Origin of the sequence: uncultured Gimesia sp., assembly GCF_963976445.1 — a bacterium.
Taxonomy (GTDB): domain Bacteria; phylum Planctomycetota; class Planctomycetia; order Planctomycetales; family Planctomycetaceae; genus Gimesia.
The window spans coordinates 44848-60748 of the sequence record NZ_CAXBKP010000017.1; the positions used below are offsets into that span (position 1 = coordinate 44848).

The 15901-nt window shown below is 49.0% G+C and carries 13 protein-coding genes; 5 read left to right on the forward strand and 8 right to left on the reverse strand.

Annotated elements, in window-relative coordinates; translation table 11 throughout:
* The first annotated feature begins 48 nt into the window (after positions 1–48).
* Positions 49–477, forward strand: a complete 429-nt coding sequence (locus tag AAC022_RS17990; RefSeq protein ID WP_339733292.1) for an MgtC/SapB family protein — start codon at positions 49–51, stop codon at positions 475–477.
* 306 nt (positions 478–783) lie between these two features.
* On the opposite strand, the gene AAC022_RS17995 is transcribed toward AAC022_RS17990, so the two are convergent.
* The 4 genes from AAC022_RS17995 to AAC022_RS18010 form a co-directional block, all read right to left on the reverse strand.
* The gene (locus tag AAC022_RS17995) at positions 784–1851 is read right to left on the reverse strand and encodes a sialidase family protein (protein ID WP_339733294.1); all 1068 of its coding nucleotides are present in this window, start codon (positions 1849–1851) and stop codon (positions 784–786) included.
* Between the two features lie 67 nt (positions 1852–1918).
* Positions 1919–2341 carry a hypothetical protein gene (locus tag AAC022_RS18000; RefSeq protein ID WP_339733296.1) on the reverse strand — a complete coding sequence of 141 codons (423 nt, stop codon included), beginning with the start codon at positions 2339–2341 and terminating at the stop codon, positions 1919–1921.
* A 93-nt stretch (positions 2342–2434) separates the two neighbouring features.
* Positions 2435–3346 (reverse strand): DUF1559 domain-containing protein, encoded by a 912-nt coding sequence (locus AAC022_RS18005; RefSeq protein WP_339733297.1) that lies wholly within the window; start codon positions 3344–3346, stop codon positions 2435–2437.
* A gap of 196 nt (positions 3347–3542) precedes the next feature.
* Entirely contained in the window at positions 3543–4262 is a 720-nt protein-coding gene (locus tag AAC022_RS18010; RefSeq protein ID WP_339733298.1) for an FCD domain-containing protein, read from the reverse strand.
* Between the two features lie 254 nt (positions 4263–4516).
* Here AAC022_RS18010 and AAC022_RS18015 point away from each other — a divergent pair, with 254 nt between their 5' ends.
* Together AAC022_RS18015 and AAC022_RS18020 are read left to right on the forward strand one after the other, a co-directional pair.
* Positions 4517–5569 (forward strand): pyridoxal-phosphate dependent enzyme, encoded by a 1053-nt coding sequence (locus tag AAC022_RS18015; protein WP_339733299.1) that lies wholly within the window; start codon positions 4517–4519, stop codon positions 5567–5569.
* Between the two features lie 33 nt (positions 5570–5602).
* A complete protein-coding gene (locus AAC022_RS18020; protein ID WP_339733301.1) occupies positions 5603–6514 on the forward strand; it encodes a dihydrodipicolinate synthase family protein in 912 nt (303 codons plus the stop codon).
* A 28-nt stretch (positions 6515–6542) separates the two neighbouring features.
* On the opposite strand, the gene AAC022_RS18025 is transcribed toward AAC022_RS18020, so the two are convergent.
* The 3 genes from AAC022_RS18025 to AAC022_RS18035 form a co-directional block, all read right to left on the reverse strand.
* Positions 6543–7964 carry a neutral/alkaline non-lysosomal ceramidase N-terminal domain-containing protein gene (locus AAC022_RS18025; protein WP_339733302.1) on the reverse strand — a complete coding sequence of 474 codons (1422 nt, stop codon included), beginning with the start codon at positions 7962–7964 and terminating at the stop codon, positions 6543–6545.
* 664 nt (positions 7965–8628) lie between these two features.
* Positions 8629–9993, reverse strand: coding sequence for a hypothetical protein (locus tag AAC022_RS18030; protein WP_339733303.1), 1365 nt, complete (start codon positions 9991–9993; stop codon positions 8629–8631).
* A 546-nt stretch (positions 9994–10539) separates the two neighbouring features.
* A complete protein-coding gene (locus AAC022_RS18035; RefSeq protein WP_339733304.1) occupies positions 10540–12108 on the reverse strand; it encodes an ATP-binding protein in 1569 nt (522 codons plus the stop codon).
* 1024 nt (positions 12109–13132) lie between these two features.
* Between AAC022_RS18035 and AAC022_RS18040 the strand changes: the two genes are divergently transcribed.
* Positions 13133–14107, forward strand: a complete 975-nt coding sequence (locus tag AAC022_RS18040; protein WP_339733305.1) for a DUF1559 domain-containing protein — start codon at positions 13133–13135, stop codon at positions 14105–14107.
* A 94-nt stretch (positions 14108–14201) separates the two neighbouring features.
* Positions 14202–14567 (forward strand): hypothetical protein, encoded by a 366-nt coding sequence (locus AAC022_RS18045; RefSeq protein ID WP_339733306.1) that lies wholly within the window; start codon positions 14202–14204, stop codon positions 14565–14567.
* An 80-nt stretch (positions 14568–14647) separates the two neighbouring features.
* On the opposite strand, the gene AAC022_RS18050 is transcribed toward AAC022_RS18045, so the two are convergent.
* Positions 14648–15550 (reverse strand): hypothetical protein, encoded by a 903-nt coding sequence (locus AAC022_RS18050; protein WP_339733307.1) that lies wholly within the window; start codon positions 15548–15550, stop codon positions 14648–14650.
* Positions 15551–15901 lie beyond the last annotated feature (351 nt).

Consider the following 15901-nt stretch of genomic DNA (forward strand, 5'->3'; position numbering starts at 1 on the left):
GAAGTGAGACTGCTACGAATCATGAACGTGAATCGTTAGGGATGGAATATGGATTGGAAATTGGAATTAATGTTTGCAGTGCGTGCTCTCGTCGCTGCGACATTGGGTGGTTTTATTGGCTGGGAACGCCAATGGCATGGACGTGAAGCCGGTATGCGAACTTATGCTTCGGTAGCGCTGGGTTCGTGCGTCTTTGCCCTGATCTCGTCGCATATTCCTGGAACTGAGCCGTCACGGCTTGCTGCAAACATTGTGACCGGCGTCGGTTTTTTAGGGGCTGGCATCATCCTGCGGGAACGGGGCCGGACGGTTGGACTGACGACTGCGGCGACCATTTGGTCGACTGCCGCCGTAGGGACTGCGGTCGGTTTTGGGATGTATCTGCTGGCGACGCTCACTTCCCTCATTATTTTTGGAGTTCTCGCAGCACATCATTTCCCCGGCTGGAAAAAGTCCTCTGGAAAAGGTGTCGAATAGACCTCGGCCACGAATGAGTTTGACAGCAGAGAAGAATCAGAAGGTTGAAAAAACAAGAATCGAACTCAAGCGGATATTGCCTGATGCACTCGATGTGCCGATGGTTGTATAAAGCGACTGGCAATCAACTATCTTTTCATACAAAGAGAAAAAGATACTCATCAACAATGATTCTGTTGAATCTTGAAAGATTACTAGAGCGCATCATATTTAACCATAGCGCCTCTCATTCTATTATACTCGGTCTAAATGGCTCTGGAGACGCTTCAGTAAGCCTGGATACAGGATTTTGAGGTCGCAGGTTATTTATTTTGCGATGAAATCTGCTTCCTGCAGGGACAAACGAACGGGGCCCTGCATCGTCGTAATCCAGAGTTCTCCGGGTTTGACTTCTGTCACGTAAGGATAGGAGACCCGGTTTTCGCGTCTCTTGCCAGCGGGAGTCAAGTCGCGCGCGATGATGACGGGCTCGCTCCAGGTTTTGCATTCATCATCGGAAAACGCGAGGGACAATTCTTCGCGGCGTCCTGTTTTGCGTTTGGGGTCGCGGAAACGATTCCAGAGCATGACGATGCGGCCGCTTTCCAGTCGTTGCAGAATAGCAGGCGAGCTGCTGGCGGGGATTTGGGAGGGACGAATCGTTCGCCACGAAGCGCCTTCGTCTGTGGAGAAGGCTTCCCAGAAGCGACCAAACTTTGTGCGAATTAATGCATAAATTCGGCCGTCTTTCAATTCGACAATCGTGCCCTCCATTGCTCCATCGTGATCGCCGGACCCTCCCAGGTCGATCATGTTGCTATGGTTCCAAGTGGCTCCTTCATCATCGGAATAATAAGTTAACATCACGTGCCGTCCCGGGTTGGCGATGGCTTTGGAGACGGCAACAATGATGCGCCCCGATTTGGTTTGAATCATACTGCGAATGGCACCGCACCAGCTATGGTCCTGAATGATCTGCGGAGGCAGCCAGGATTGTCCTCCATTGGTACTGCGAACAATATAAGCGGGGAGGGTGCAATCAGATTGTGGACCTCCTTTTTTATCATCCCAGTGGAATTTTTTCTCTGCCAGATTCATAAACGACAGGATAATCGTTCCTTTGCGCGTTTTAATGATCGCGCGTTCCTGGCTGGTGTGGAATTTGTCAGGCTCCGCATACAGCGGTTTCCCTTCCCACGTCTTGCCGGCATCTTTGCTGATGAGAACTTGTTTGGCATCGGGAGCCAGCAGGCTGTCCTTTGAGAGTTTGAGAAAGGGGCCCAGATGTTGCTGCGGCAGTTTTTGTGTCTGGGGATGATTCCATTCAGCAAGAGAATGATCTGTCGAAAACAACGCTGTTGTTATGATGCCGGTCAAAAGTAAAATCTGTTTCATTTCTTTGCCTTAGATTCCAGAGGTGTCGATTCTTAAGTTGGGGCTCTTGGTCGTTAGTTTTTGTGCATTAATCTTTCAGTTCAAAGTCGACGAAGAACGGTTCGCTCCCGGATTCTACCGTTGCTTCCAGCTCTGATTTGGAATTGAATTTTTCCGGAACGGGTATGGCGGGTTTGGTCGCCGCGTCGATTTCGCCCAATGATTTTCCTTCTGTGTCAGCGGGCAGAATCGGCGTGCCTTTGATTTCCACGCGATGTTTTCCCAGCGGGACGCCTCCTTTATTCGAAATTTCATACATGCCATTGATGATCTTGCCGGCGGCTACCGGCCCTGCTGGTTGGGGTAGAAACCGAATCACGGCCCCTTCGAGTGGTTCTCCGTTTAAAGTGACGCTACCTTTGACAACGCGGCGATCCGGCGCATCGCTGACGCCTCCACAGCCAACGGTCAGCAGTAGAATCCCGCAGAGAATGAGTCGTCTTCCAGGCATGACAGCCTCCTTTTGAGAACACTAATCAGTTTGGAACCGGTCAGCGCAAAATGGTACTTGATTGTTCATGACAGTCAGGCGAAGTAAGCGAAGTTAAAATTCGCCGACAACCTCTTTACCGGCGCGGGTGGTGAGGGCTGACAGTGTTCCCTGGTCGATGTTTTCCGAGAGAAAGCGAACGGAACCATCACATAAGGTAAAATGACAACCGCCGACATGGTAGCTGGAAAATCCCTGGGGTCTGAATGCAAAGCTTCCACCGCCGGGAACCGTATCGATGCTGTTGAGACCATTACTGGTGTCGAAGACATCGTAGCCCGTGTAGGAATTGCCATTCAGTCCCGTTTGGGAAAGAGAGCCGGTGATTTCGCCAACAAGTAGCGTATTGGTTGTGCCATCAATGATATCCCGCATTTTGACGCTGGAAATCGCATAGAGCACACCGTTACCAACAGAGGTGGGACGCACGCCTGAGCCGCTGTTGCATTTCCAGCTAATGGAATCGGCGACGCCTCCAATATCAGTTCTGGCCATTCCATTGGGAAGTGCGCCGGCAAATGCGCCCGCTTTATTGACGACGGCATCTGGTTGTGGATTACTGGGGCACAGGAAAGGTTGCACGGGGGAAAGGCATCCGCTGGATGTGAAATTTGCGGGGACGAAAGGCGTTGAACCAGAGAAATTAAGGTTGTTATAGATATTGGCCTGATCCATGAACGGCAGAATGTGCACACCCCAGGAAAACATATGACTTCCCGAAAAGCCGCTGCAGCCTCCACTGATTGCTGCACCCATCGGAAATACACTGTGTGTATCGTGATAATTATGCAACGCCAGGGCAACCTGTTTCATGTTGTTCTTGCACGATGACCGTCGTGCTGCTTCGCGGGCCTGTTGGACTGCAGGCAGCAGGAGAGCAATTAAAATTGCAATGATGGCAATCACCACCAGTAATTCAATCAGTGTAAATCCACGCGGTCTTTTCTCTGAGTTGATCTGTAACATAACACCGTCTCCATCAAACTTAGCAAAAAAAATACGATAAAAATATCTCAGCACAAAGATGCGAGATTTACCCTGTGCAGGGTTTTGATGATTGCTTTAAACTGTTTTCAGGTCGAGCTGTTTTATATTCATATCAGCGACGCGGGCGTCTTGCTGATTTTAATCGTATTTTGACTCAAATCGTTTTTGCTATAGATTACTTACAGGGTGCTTTCAATTGTGGTCTGAGATGCTCTGTCAGAAATTTGGTCGCTTGATCGATATCCCGGTCTGCAATTGCATTGGCGATGAGTTCATGCTCCCTGAGGCCTTTTTCAGCCGGAGAGCGGCCGTATAAATCGCCCGCATGGAAGTAATCCAACAAGACGCCATGGAACTGTTGCATAAACTTTCCGTGAGAGGCGTTCAGGATTGTCTGATGAAACAAATAGTCCAGCTCTTTGTATGCTTTGCTGGTACCAGCCGGGTCGCGATTAAGGTTTTTCATCACGCGTTTCATTTCGGCAACAATCGTCTGCAGTCGAACGATTTCTTCAGCGGAGATCAATTCCACTGTCAGAGCAATGGAGCCGATTTCGATTACGGCTCGCAATTGTTGTAGTTCGCGCCATCCCTCTGGGCTGGCAACTTGTGGTACCAGTGCTTTTCTTAAAACTGAGGAAAAGTTATTGGCTTCTGCAACGCAGAGACCGAGTCCCTGGCGTCCTGTCACTACGCCTAGACCTCTCAGCGAACCAATGGCTTCACGAACAACGGTCCGTGAAACACCAAATTGATCAGCCAGGTCTGCTTCTGTTCCCAGTCGGGCTCCTGGAGCAAGGCGGTCGTTACGGATTCGTTCGCAGAGGTGGTCGGCCAGTTCAGCACTTAAGGTTTTTACTGACTCTTGTGGACGACCATCCTGTGACGTTTTCATCGTAAAAACTGCTTTCCTGTGAGCATTGTTGATAATGACAACAAGGGTTCGAGCGGAGGAACGACCGTGTACCATTTTCTTGAATCTGCTTCCCAGACTGTGGGATCGATTCATTGCCAGTAAAATGATTTTGTACTATAAGATGAGAGATTGTAATACAATCTGGAGTTTTATCATATAACCGAGAGTAAGGACGTCAAGACAATTAGTGACGTTTTGCTCAAGATTGCTGATTTCTTACCAGGGACTGGTAAATGGATACGAATCGATTCACGTTAGGCGAAGGGCAAACGCCGCTCTTGCGTTCGCGTCAGATTGGTCCGAGCGCAGGGCTCGATCATTTGTATTTCAAGCTGGAGACCATTAATCCCACGGGGTCTTACAAGGATCGTTTTGCCGCTGCCGCGATTTCCGACATGCGGACGAATGGTAAAACACGCGTGGTTACTTCTTCCAGCGGGAATGCTGGCTCTGCGCTGGCCGCTTATTGTGCCGCCGCCGGAATGCAATGTCAGGTCGCTGTGTTTATTGGCGCGCCGGAAAACAAATTGAAACAGATGCTGGCCTATGGTGCCCAAATTTGGAAGATTCAGGATTTTGGAGCCGACCCGGAAATTACCCAAGACGCCTTTGCATATCTGAAACAATTGGGGGCGGCCTCTGATGCGCAACTTCAAATCAGCAGTTATCAGTACAGCCCCGTCAGTATGATGGGGGTGGAGGCCATCGGTGCGGAACTGGTGAGTCAATCAAATTTGATGCAGCGTTCTATCGATCATGTCTTTTGTTGTGCAGGAGGCGGGGGGCTATTGCTATCGATTGTGCGGGGTTTTGAAGCGGCGCTGAACCAGAAACAGATTGAGCGGCTACCTGCGATGCACTGTGTTCAGCCAGCGGGGAATAATACGATCGCTGGTCCTTTACGAGAGGGATCAGATCAGGCGCAGCCCTGTCATAGTACAACACAAATCGGCGGACTGCAGGTGGCCAGCGTACTTGACGGAAACGAAGTGATTGCCGCTTGTCGGCAGACGGGCGGTTGCGGTTATCTCGTCGAAGATGAAACGGTGTATGAGGTGCAGTCGCAACTCGCGCGTCAGGAGGGAATTTTCTGTGAGCCGGCAGCCGCGGTTTCTCTGGCAGGGGTTCTGCAGGCGGCCAAAGCAGGAAAAATACAACGTGAAGAGACAGTCGCTTGTCTAATTACAGGTACGGGGTTTAAAGATCAGGCTTCGATCGATCGCATGCTGTCTTCTTCAACCTGTCCGGTGGTGACACTACCAGAATTTATTGATCTGACAACTTAAATTCCCATTAAATAAAGAAAGTCGATTTCTATCATGAGTTCAATCAAGATGATTACTGCGCTGGGAACTCCTTTGACGTCCGACGAAGAATTGCACCTTCCGGGACTGGAAGCTCATATTCATGATCAACTGGCACATGGCATCAATGGCTTTTTAGTAGCCGGGACAATGGGGCTGATGCAACTGCTCACGGAATCGACGTACCGGCAACTGGTCGAGCAGAGTGTTCATTTCAATGCAGGCAAAGCCGAATTATTGGTGGGGGTAGGCGATACCAGTTTTGTGCGGACTCGCGATCGGATTCGCATGGTCGAGCACTTTAACATCGATGGTGTTGTGGTGGTGGCTCCGTTTTTCGTGAAATTCAGCCAGGAAGATCTGGTTGATTATTATCTGTCACTGGCCGACTTGAGTTCCAAACCACTGTTTCTATACGACCTGCCTCAGACAACGGGCACGAAGCTGGAAGTGAAAACGGTGTTGAAGCTGGCAGAGCATCCAAATATTCATGGAATCAAATGCTCGGATCATTTTGTGACGATTCGGCCCGTACTAGATTCGATTGGTGATGAGTTTCGGGTGATTGTGGCGCAACCGAATTTAATGGATGTTCTGTTACGGTCCGGAGTACGCGAGCATCTGGACGGAATCTATGGCCTAGTACCGGAGTGGATTGAAAAGATGGTCGCGGCTACCGCAGCTGAAGACTGGAACGAGCTGGCTTTGATTCAGCAGGACCTCTCGGAACTGTTGCGACTTCTGGTCGCGTCTTCCGCGCCGCTATTTTCGACGGTCACGACGATTTTAAACATGCGGGGCATTCCCGGTAACTTTGCGCCCCGTCCGATGCGTCCTTTGACTGAAGGCGAGCGGATACAGCTTTTAGAGCAGCCACTCATTCAGAAGATCTTTGCCGATAAACCCGTTTCGTCTGTCGAAGTTTAAGGCAGCTAACAGCCGTCAAATGAGACCTTCAATCTGCTTTCAGATCCACTTGTTTGACCAGCTTGTGGACTGAAGCTGAGATGAGGTCTTCCGTATCAGGTCCCCAGCGATAGGCGGGGCGTCCGTATTCATACAAATTTGAACCCCCTTCATATCCGCCTTCGAGCCAGACGCGTTTGGAAGGGATGTAGGAGATCATGTCGTCTGCATAACCACAGACCCAGGTGCCCGGCCCGAATTCTCGTTTAAAGCGAAGCGAGTAATCGACAACAGTTTCTGCGCCCATTCCAATCATCAGCATTTCTGTGCCAAGTCGCCAGGCGTGGATCGGGTAGGGGTAGGCTGTCGGGAAGGTTTCTCCCTGATCCAGTTTTTTCAGTAAACGTGCCGCCCAGCGTTTTTTGATGGCACTGCCGCTTTTGGTGTCTGTTTCCAGATCGGCGCGGGTGACGACTTTGAGGTAAGGCAATTCGACATATTCAAATGCCGTCTTCAGGCCGGGAGAGATAGGTTCGAGTGGTTTCTTCAATACTTCTTCGACGGCGATCGCCAGCATGTGTCCATATTTTTCGCAGAGTTCAACTTTTCTGCGCGGGAGTGGATTCTGATCGCCGCCACAAGTGTTGACGAACATCGCGGTGACACCCGGATGATTCTTTTCGAGTTCCACCTGTGCGAAGCCGGGGTAATCGCCACAGACTTTGGTGAAACTGAGCGTTGTCGGATGGCAGGCATAGCCGAAGAGGACGGCGTCCAGTGTGCCGTCAGCACGTGTGACCGTCATCACAGGGACCGAGTGATCTACGGGCCCCACTAGTGCTTTCCCTGACCTTAAAAGATTAGGAATGTCTGCTTCTCTGTTATTGCGACGATTGACGGCGAATGTGGTATGTCCGGTTCCCATCTGCAGACGAGCAGGGGACAGGTTTGCGAGAGCCTGTCCAATCATTTCCACTGTTTTGTCGACCATGCGATCGGTATATTCTGCTACGAGCTGATCCTGCTGGGGCGTGGTCGGATAGTAATCATAGAGATCATCACCCAGCCGAGGTCCACAGTGGTTGTGCGAAAAGGTAAACATGATCTGCTTGCGTGCGAGTCCATATTTGTTTTTGGTCTGCGCGAAGACCCGGTCACTCATGCTTTTCGGAACGCCTTGAAAGTCACTGGTAATCAGGACGGCGCGTTGCCCTGTGTTGTCCTTCAGTGCGAGTGCTTTCATCCAGATGTCGTGTAGCTTTCCATCGGGGGTGCGTTTCGACCCATAGCCGGCAAGCCAGACTCCGGTTTCCGGAGTAATCACAGTTTTAGCAAGGCCCGCTTTCCAGTTGTCAGCGGCTTTGACTTCCGAAGGAATCAAGCAGCAGAGGCAAATCGCCAGCAGACTGAACTGCAGGGAAAACCAGCGAGAAAGCGTATGGAAGAAATTTGGTTTCGAGACCCGTTTCATCGTGCTGGGTTCCTTTTGCCTGGACGAGAGCTTGTCAATGAGTGCTATTTTCTAATGTAAGTTTACAAAAGTGAAATAGCAAGGTTGATTCAAGCTCCGGAAGTCTCAGAGCCAAAATTCTCTCGGCTTTGAACGAGGTGGTGCAGGGAAACGTGCGCTGTTCGTTAAAATGAACTTAAAACGGACAATTTATATAACTCAAGAAGCCATACGTTTTCTCGGAATCAAGCTCGATGTTATGATCCCTGTCTGGAGTGTTCGATCAAATCAACGAACGGTTTTGAGATTTTTAGCTGCCCTCAAAGTGCATCGGACGATGTGGCCGGGTGGGGTTTTGGGAATGTTCGGATGCACTCCATTCTATCCACCCGGTGTAAGTTCGAGGGTGGTTAGTACGCCGTCCCCGCAGTTTCGTTGATGGCGTCGCGGAATCCGTATCAAAAAGTACTACGAACGTATCACTACAAAGCGGCAAAACTGGTTGTAGTCACTATCGCAAGATGTTGCTTCTCAATAGACGTCACTGAAGTCGATATATTGAAATTCGGAGCCTGCGCGTACTGGTGCCCAATAGCGAGCAAGCAGCTGTTCTGGCTATAGTGGAATAGCTCGCAAAGTATTGTACATCGAATGTATAACTCTCGTCCCAGTCACTCGAATTCATTCACTTCTTGACGGGAAGTGATTTGAGGCGCTCTGTTAGAATTTCAATCACTTGATCATACGATTCTAAACGCTCCTCTTTCGGAAGTGATTTGAGGCGCTTCGTTAGGGTTTTAATAACCTGACCATACGCTTCTAAACGCTTCTCTTCCGTTCCCCAACCTGTGACACCCGCCGCCAGAAAAGCTGCCCATGAATCGCCATCAAGGATTTGCAGAATTGCCGAAAGTGCGCGATCACAAACACGACCTTCATGCCAGCCTCCGGAGCCGTAGTTAATCCGCGCTTGTCGTTTATCTTCCAGCGCTGGTTTCAGTAATTCGACCAACTTCGGATCGGCAACTGCACCCGCATCAAGGACAGCCGTGGCCCAGTGTGACAATTCCTTGTCAGGGATCGTTTGCACCTGGCGCTTGAGGATAGGATGGTGCTTTAACAAAGCAGCCGAGACGCGAGCGACATAGGGCGCCCTTTTCCGCCACTCAGACGTGTGGCGTCTGAGCACGCTGAAATAGTGCCACTTGCCCTTTTCACAGCCTTGAACGATTGGTTCAAGAAACTCTTCATTCCAGATGTTGTAGTCCGCGGCATCCCAATAGACGACGTCTGGCTCCGTTTGAAATGCCTCGCGGTAGTAGGCTAGTACCTCCGGCGCATCAGCGTACTTGACGAAGACATTCGGGACGAGCAGGTGGCGGACATTGTCGCGTGAAGCCCTTAGCGCCGGCAGATAGTCTTCCAGTACCAGACTGTCTTGCACCTTGGGCACTTTGAATAAAGCGCTCATCCGGAACAGATTCTTTTCAAGATCTCCAGTAGCTTTGAGGTGTTGTTTCATTTCTTGAATCAACTCAGTCATCTCCGTCGCAGATGGGTAACGCCAATCAAACGTAACGGATGGAGCGTCCTTCGGGGTCTGATAGCGGTCTCCGCCCACGATCTCAGTTTCAACCTTCGCCTGAATCTCGACGCGCAGCCCAGTGACAGGAGGCAATCCTATATCGGCAGACTCGAGTGTATCTCCGCAGAAGCGATGGCGTCCCGGAGAGAGTGTCTTTATTGAACGGAAGACACCACTAAGCCCGCTCGTCGTCAAAACATTACCCGAGGGGATCTCCCTGAGAGTCATGTTCAGATGCATCCACGTCTGCCCAACCTGCAAGGTCTTCTGCGTGTGATTCTCCATTTCCAGAATCAGCCACTTCTTGTCTGTCAGCGAGGCCGACGACTTGACCAAGAGTCGAGCGGAAACTACATCACTGTTCCATAAGACAGTAGAACTCCAGCCATCTATTTCCGCTTTTCCAGGAATTCCTTCGGGCGGACAGCAGGACATTGCGAGCACACAGGTTAATAGGTGACTCATCGCCGTAACCTCCCAATCAGGTAAATCGATCCGCCAGACAATTGGCTTTTGAGTAGACCGTATTCACGGCCCCATGAAAGTAGAGTAGCAGTCCTGACAGATGAGTGGAATCTGGTCTCACAGACACTGCAGGTCAGTTGAACACTAATGGCTCTCGGACGATGTGTCCAGAGCAAGCTAGGAATTGAGGGTTGGGGGTGTTGTTTACGTGCTCCGTTGTCGCACTCTCGTGATATCTATCAACCCAATATTTAAAAATGACGCTCCACTAGGAATCCCGATGTTCGTTCATAAATGTGATTACAATGATCAATTTTGTCTTCGTCAGCAGAAAGGCAGCAGGGTGCGTAAGGTATTGATTGGTGTAGGACTGCATTAACAGACCCAATTCGCGGACTCCATACGCGCTAGTGAAACTCATACATATTCGCGGGCTGATGGTCAATTAGATGATTTCCATCTGGACGAGCTTTTGCATGCAAGGTTTAATCAACTATTGAACGGGATGTGGGGAGTGCTGGAACTGACGTCCGTAAAGTTGTCGATTTAAGCAGTCTGTTTCGGGCTGCCTTTTTCGGTGTTTGAGTTCTGTCCCAAGCGGTTAGCCACTTCAGGAATGAACACATTTCGGTCGATGGGTTTGGATAAGTATGCGTCACAGCCAGCCGCCAGACATCGTTCCGCGTCGCCTTTCATCGCATTCGCAGTCAGTGCAACGATTTGACCTTTATATGCGAGTTCACGAAGTGTCTGGGTTGCTTCGTACCCATCCATGACCGGCATTTGCATGTCCATCAAGATCAGATCGAACGGGGCTTCTGTCTCCTTTGCTGCCAGCGCGAGTTTAATGCCTTCGACACCATTTTTGGCAATGGTGACTTCGGCCCCTGCTTTATTTAGGATAAATCGAATCAAACGCTGGTTGTCTGGTCCATCTTCCACTAGCAGAATCCGGCCGTTGAGGGGACTGTTAACAGAATATTCCAGGATCGTTGATCGGGAAGCAGAAGAGTCATCGATCGAAGTCAACATAGGCGTGCCTGGTGGGATCTCGGCAGCAATACTAAGGATGAACTCGCTGCCTGTGCCGTATTCACTTTTCAGACTCACGTTACCCCCGAGCAGTTCCGCGATCCGTTTGGTAATGGTTAATCCCAGTCCTGTTCCACCATACTTACGTGAGGTTGAAGAATCGACCTGACCAAAGGGCTGGAAAATGTGTTGTAATAATTCATCAGAAATACCAATCCCCGAATCCATGATATGGTAACTGAGCAATTCACTCTCGGGGTGATATTCGATCCTGATACGAATCGTGCCGTTCTCGGTGAATTTGATCGCGTTCCCGGTAAGATTAACGAGTGCCTGTTTCAGGCGAGTTGGATCTGTCTGAATCACAGCAGGGACTTCGCCGCGCAGTTCCAGGATTAACTTGTTCTTATTCGTTTTCGAATGATCGTCCAGTAGCTCCTTTACATCGAGCAATACATTGACCGGGTTGAGTTTTCGTTTTTCCAGTTCGAGTCTTCCGGATTCGACTTTGGAAAGGTCCAGAATATCATTGATGACATCCAGCAAATAGTGGCCGTTGCGCTGGATTGTCTGGACTGCTTTCAACCGATCCGTTTCGGAAATCTCGGCACTGTGGAGCATTTCACTGAAGCCCAGAATGGCCGTCATCGGCGTACGAATTTCATGGCTCATATTTGCGAGAAAAACACTCTTGGCTTGAGTGGCAGCTTCCGCAATTCGATGAGCATGTTGCAGATTTTCTCGCGTTTCCTCTAATTCATTGATGATATGTGCTGAGTTCACAAGCGCATTGGCTTGGGTCTCTGCAATGTCCTGACTTTTTTGCTGGCTTTCGGCGAGTTGGCTGCGGACGCTGACCAGTGTTTGTTTCATTTCTGTGATCGTTGATTGCAGATCACTCATTGCCAAAGTGGCATTGGTAATGACATTGATGGGGGGGAGAGATTGATCTTCTCTCCGATGTGTTTCGGTTATTTGCGCACTGATCTCAGACAGGGCCTGATGTAGTTTGGAGACAACTGACTGCTCTAGTTGTGCGGTCAGTTGTTCCAGCTTTAAGAGCGCGTTTTTTGATTTGGCCATCTACTATGACTTTCATACATCCTTGTTCTGAATGGCAGAGATGGTCTGCATTCAATTCTGCCTGAACGAATCATTGAGGTCTTTATCAGGTTAGTTGACTGAGTCAGAGGTTTCACGATTCCATAGGAAGGAACTGGTTTTTCGGGAAATTTGAATCGATATTGGATGTGCCTGCGCCGCATATTTAGCATAGTGCGATCTTCTCAGGAAAGAGATAAAAACCTCCATATAGAGGATTTCGGGATTGCTCTTTTTCCAGAGGAGGTAAGGAGTTATCGCATTTTTAAGGTTTTTACAGGAAGAATGTATCGAGGGAGGGGTTTCGCTAGGAGAGGGGGGCGGTAAATTACTTCAAGCTTGCAGAAACAAGGTCGAATGAAAAGTGCTGATTCGCAGTAGAGGTTTTACTCTGCTAATGAGACAAATATTTCAGAAATGGATTTCCTTTGAGGTCAGCCGACCTGTCAAAAATGGCAGACGTGCATCCTGGTTGATTTTGTCAAATTGATCAAACGAAAACACGGTCGCATATTGAGTTTCTTGGACACGCATTCTGCTGAATGCATCCAGTCGTTGTTTGGTGATTGTGAGACGTGTTCTACTTTTCTTTGGGGTACAAAAGCAGAGTAAGTTTTTAATGAGCCAGTATAGTTCCCTGTGCAGTTTTTGTTTGTACACTCTTTGTGGGGGTGGTGTTTTTTTGTTGCGAGAAAGTACTGTTCAAACTTAATTGTTGCCTGCAGAATATTTCGTTTTTTCGTGTAACTAGATGAAATAAATATTCTACTGATTGTCAGTCATCAGAAATAACCTAAAATTCTCAATACCTTAACGTAATAAGAGTGTTTCTTATATTGTGTTCAAGGTGAGTCTGTCAGGTTTCCTTCCTCAAGATTGTTATCAATTCTGAGAGCCCGAATTTCATTTTAAGAAACATGTGATCTGGTTTTATCTATCTTAGACCAATTTTGTTTTGGGCCGCTTTTTCATTATCCACCATCCACTATTTTCAGGGAATATATTTATGCGATCGAAAAACGTACACACAAAAAGAGGTTTTACGCTAATCGAATTGCTGGTGGTGATTGCCATCATTGCGATTCTGATTGCACTGTTGCTGCCGGCTGTGCAGCAGGCACGTGAAGCAGCCCGCCGCAGTACTTGTAAAAACAGTCTGAAGCAGATCGGGTTGGCTTTACATAATTACCATGACACACATCGCACGTTTCCTCCCGCCGCTGTGTGGTACGGAGTGGGTTCTGCTCAAGCAAATGGACGTCACGCAAACTGGGGAACCACTTGGGTTGTTCAAATTCTGCCATATATGGATCAGGGGCCGTTGTACAATAATTACAACATGTCGTTACCAGCACGCAGTACGAATGCCAGTACAACCGACAGTGTTCTGCAGACTAAAATTCCACTTCTACGCTGTCCTTCTCAACCGGGGGTAGATCGTTTTTTATTGACTCAGGACTTCAACGGGTTTTCAAAAATCACCTATGCTGGATCCGTTGGATCAGGTTCAACATTAGATATTGCTGACTTCAACGACAACTCTCGTCGCGGTATCTTCAGTGCGATCGCCCAGAATGGTGCGAAAATTCGCGATATCACCGATGGGACGACGAATGTGATTATGGTTGGTGAAATCGTAACCGGCACCAATACCGGAGATGACAAGGGAGCTTGGGGCTGGTGTACTGGAGCGCTGTTTAGTGGGACGAACGAAAACGGTGTGTTGACTCCCAATACCAGTCTAGTGACTGACCGTACGCCTTATGCATCCAATAATACGTCTGATAAAAACTTTAACCGACGTAATAATCCGGATGACACGAATGAAGGATCAGGTCAGGCCGCTCGCAGTTTCCACGTGGGTGGCGTGCATGTAATGTTGACTGATGGTTCGGTTCGATTCATTTCTGAAAACATTGATCAGACCACCTATCTAAATCTGCTGGCGATTGGTGATGGGAATACGATTGGTGAGTTCTAAGCTGGAACTGAAATTCGATTGTAAATAAGAGTTTGCAGCTCCAATCTTTTCTATTGGAGCTGCTTTTTTACTTCAATACTAAAGGCACAGAGAGATGAACAGTAAATTCGTGTTTGGGAAGCAACTGCTTCGTTGTTTCGCTTTAATCTTGTTGACAACCATATTCACTGCATGTGGTGGACCTTCTGCACCGCCTCAGGCAGAGCACACTCGAAACGAGGTCGCGCAAAAATCCGTCGAAGAATTTGTGGCATCTGCCAAGAAAAGTCCCAAGGGGGCAGCCCAGAATCTTTCTATTTTAATGGAGTCTCTCGAAGCATATGCCAGTGAGTTTCAGGGGCCTTATATCAAATTAAATGACACGGCCAAGGAACTGCAATCACTCTATCAGAGTTCGGCTGCGAAGGACAAAATTGAGGCTCAATTGGAAGCACTCAAGCAGCAGGCAGAAGCCTTATAAACGATGTGGTCTGTAAAATTACTGAGTGTCTGATATTAAAGTGATCGCATGAACTATTTCATGCGATCACTTTTTTTATATCAGTTTTCCATCGTCAGTGATTTAAGGCTGCCGTTCGTGCGGAAATCTTTGCTGAATTTCAGCGTGGCTTTGACACGCAGTTCAGGGTGGCCGGCGACGGTTACTGTCGGCGGAGTCAGATAGCCGGAACCAGATTTGGTGATTTTAAAGCCGGTCACTTTTCCGTCTTTGATGATTGCTGTCGCACTGGCGGGAGTGTGCTTCCAGAGATTTCCTCTCCCAGGCTGGTAGCGGTAATAATTTGAGACCGCGTCCAGCCGGTCATTGGTGATGCCGTGTTTACTCAGCGCGTCCAGCAGCACTTTTTTATTCGCGATGGCTCTGGCTGCGGTGGGGGCTCCATTCCGCGCCGGGTTTACATTGCTGAAGGCGTCTCGAAAGACTTGTGGCTTCACGCCCAGAGCAGCAGCGATCAACGCAACCGGTCTCCCATGATCGCGAGGATCGGTTTGATAACCGCCTGTGAAGAGCACAGTGCCTGCGGGAGCATCTTGTGAGACGGGAGTCTGTTGCGGGGGATCGAATCGATCTTCGCCGGGATGTGGTGCGGGACGAGGCGGACGTCCTGCTCTTGGGGGGCGGTGATGTTCATCTCCCGGTCTGTGTCCCCGTTCGTGTCTGTGACCACGCGCCTGCGCGTTTTTCGGGTGCGGGGGACATGGCAGTTCCTCGCAGGTCAGTTTTCCATTTTGGTCCCAATCCAGTTTTTTCAGAACGGCTTCCGACTGTTCGAGTTCCTGCGCGGAAATTTCACCATTCTGATCAGTATCAAATAATATCAGAATCGGATCTGGATGGGGGGGACCCGGACGACCACAATTCCGGTCGCCGCGTTGTTTTTGAGAAGAAACACCGGTGGTAATAAAGCCGGCGATAGCGACAAACGCAATGAAGAACTTCATCAAGATGATTTTTCCAGTCAGAATAAGAGGGGTTCGATTCGTCACTGTTCCATCAATTCCGTGTTCCGGTATTGCCTGGGAAAATGACCCGCTGCTGAAACTAACGGGGGGCAGGGGAGATCACTACCGTTTTTTTAGAGAATTATCTGAGAACTTGATTTCTCATTTCCCTGTTTTTCAGGGAGAATTCCTGTTGCCGACTAGATTTCGGTAGGATTTAGCTCGTTTGGTAGATCTGACTTCGAGAATTGTTTTTGAAGTTTGTTTCATAATTCTCTAATATATTGAGACTAATGAAGTTGCTCTTATTTAATGTGTTTTATCAGAGATGTGAAAAAATCATGGCAGAAC

Coding starts and splice junctions, on each gene's coding strand:
- AAC022_RS17990 (WP_339733292.1), top strand. CDS start 49: ATGGATTGGAAATTGGAATTAATGTTTGCAGTGCGTGCTCTCGTCGCT.
- AAC022_RS17995 (WP_339733294.1), bottom strand. CDS start 1,851: ATGAAACAGATTTTACTTTTGACCGGCATCATAACAACAGCGTTGTTT.
- AAC022_RS18000 (WP_339733296.1), bottom strand. CDS start 2,341: ATGCCTGGAAGACGACTCATTCTCTGCGGGATTCTACTGCTGACCGTT.
- AAC022_RS18005 (WP_339733297.1), bottom strand. CDS start 3,346: ATGTTACAGATCAACTCAGAGAAAAGACCGCGTGGATTTACACTGATT.
- AAC022_RS18010 (WP_339733298.1), bottom strand. CDS start 4,262: ATGAAAACGTCACAGGATGGTCGTCCACAAGAGTCAGTAAAAACCTTA.
- AAC022_RS18015 (WP_339733299.1), top strand. CDS start 4,517: ATGGATACGAATCGATTCACGTTAGGCGAAGGGCAAACGCCGCTCTTG.
- AAC022_RS18020 (WP_339733301.1), top strand. CDS start 5,603: ATGAGTTCAATCAAGATGATTACTGCGCTGGGAACTCCTTTGACGTCC.
- AAC022_RS18025 (WP_339733302.1), bottom strand. CDS start 7,964: ATGAAACGGGTCTCGAAACCAAATTTCTTCCATACGCTTTCTCGCTGG.
- AAC022_RS18030 (WP_339733303.1), bottom strand. CDS start 9,993: ATGAGTCACCTATTAACCTGTGTGCTCGCAATGTCCTGCTGTCCGCCC.
- AAC022_RS18035 (WP_339733304.1), bottom strand. CDS start 12,108: ATGGCCAAATCAAAAAACGCGCTCTTAAAGCTGGAACAACTGACCGCA.
- AAC022_RS18040 (WP_339733305.1), top strand. CDS start 13,133: ATGCGATCGAAAAACGTACACACAAAAAGAGGTTTTACGCTAATCGAA.
- AAC022_RS18045 (WP_339733306.1), top strand. CDS start 14,202: ATGAACAGTAAATTCGTGTTTGGGAAGCAACTGCTTCGTTGTTTCGCT.
- AAC022_RS18050 (WP_339733307.1), bottom strand. CDS start 15,550: ATGAAGTTCTTCATTGCGTTTGTCGCTATCGCCGGCTTTATTACCACC.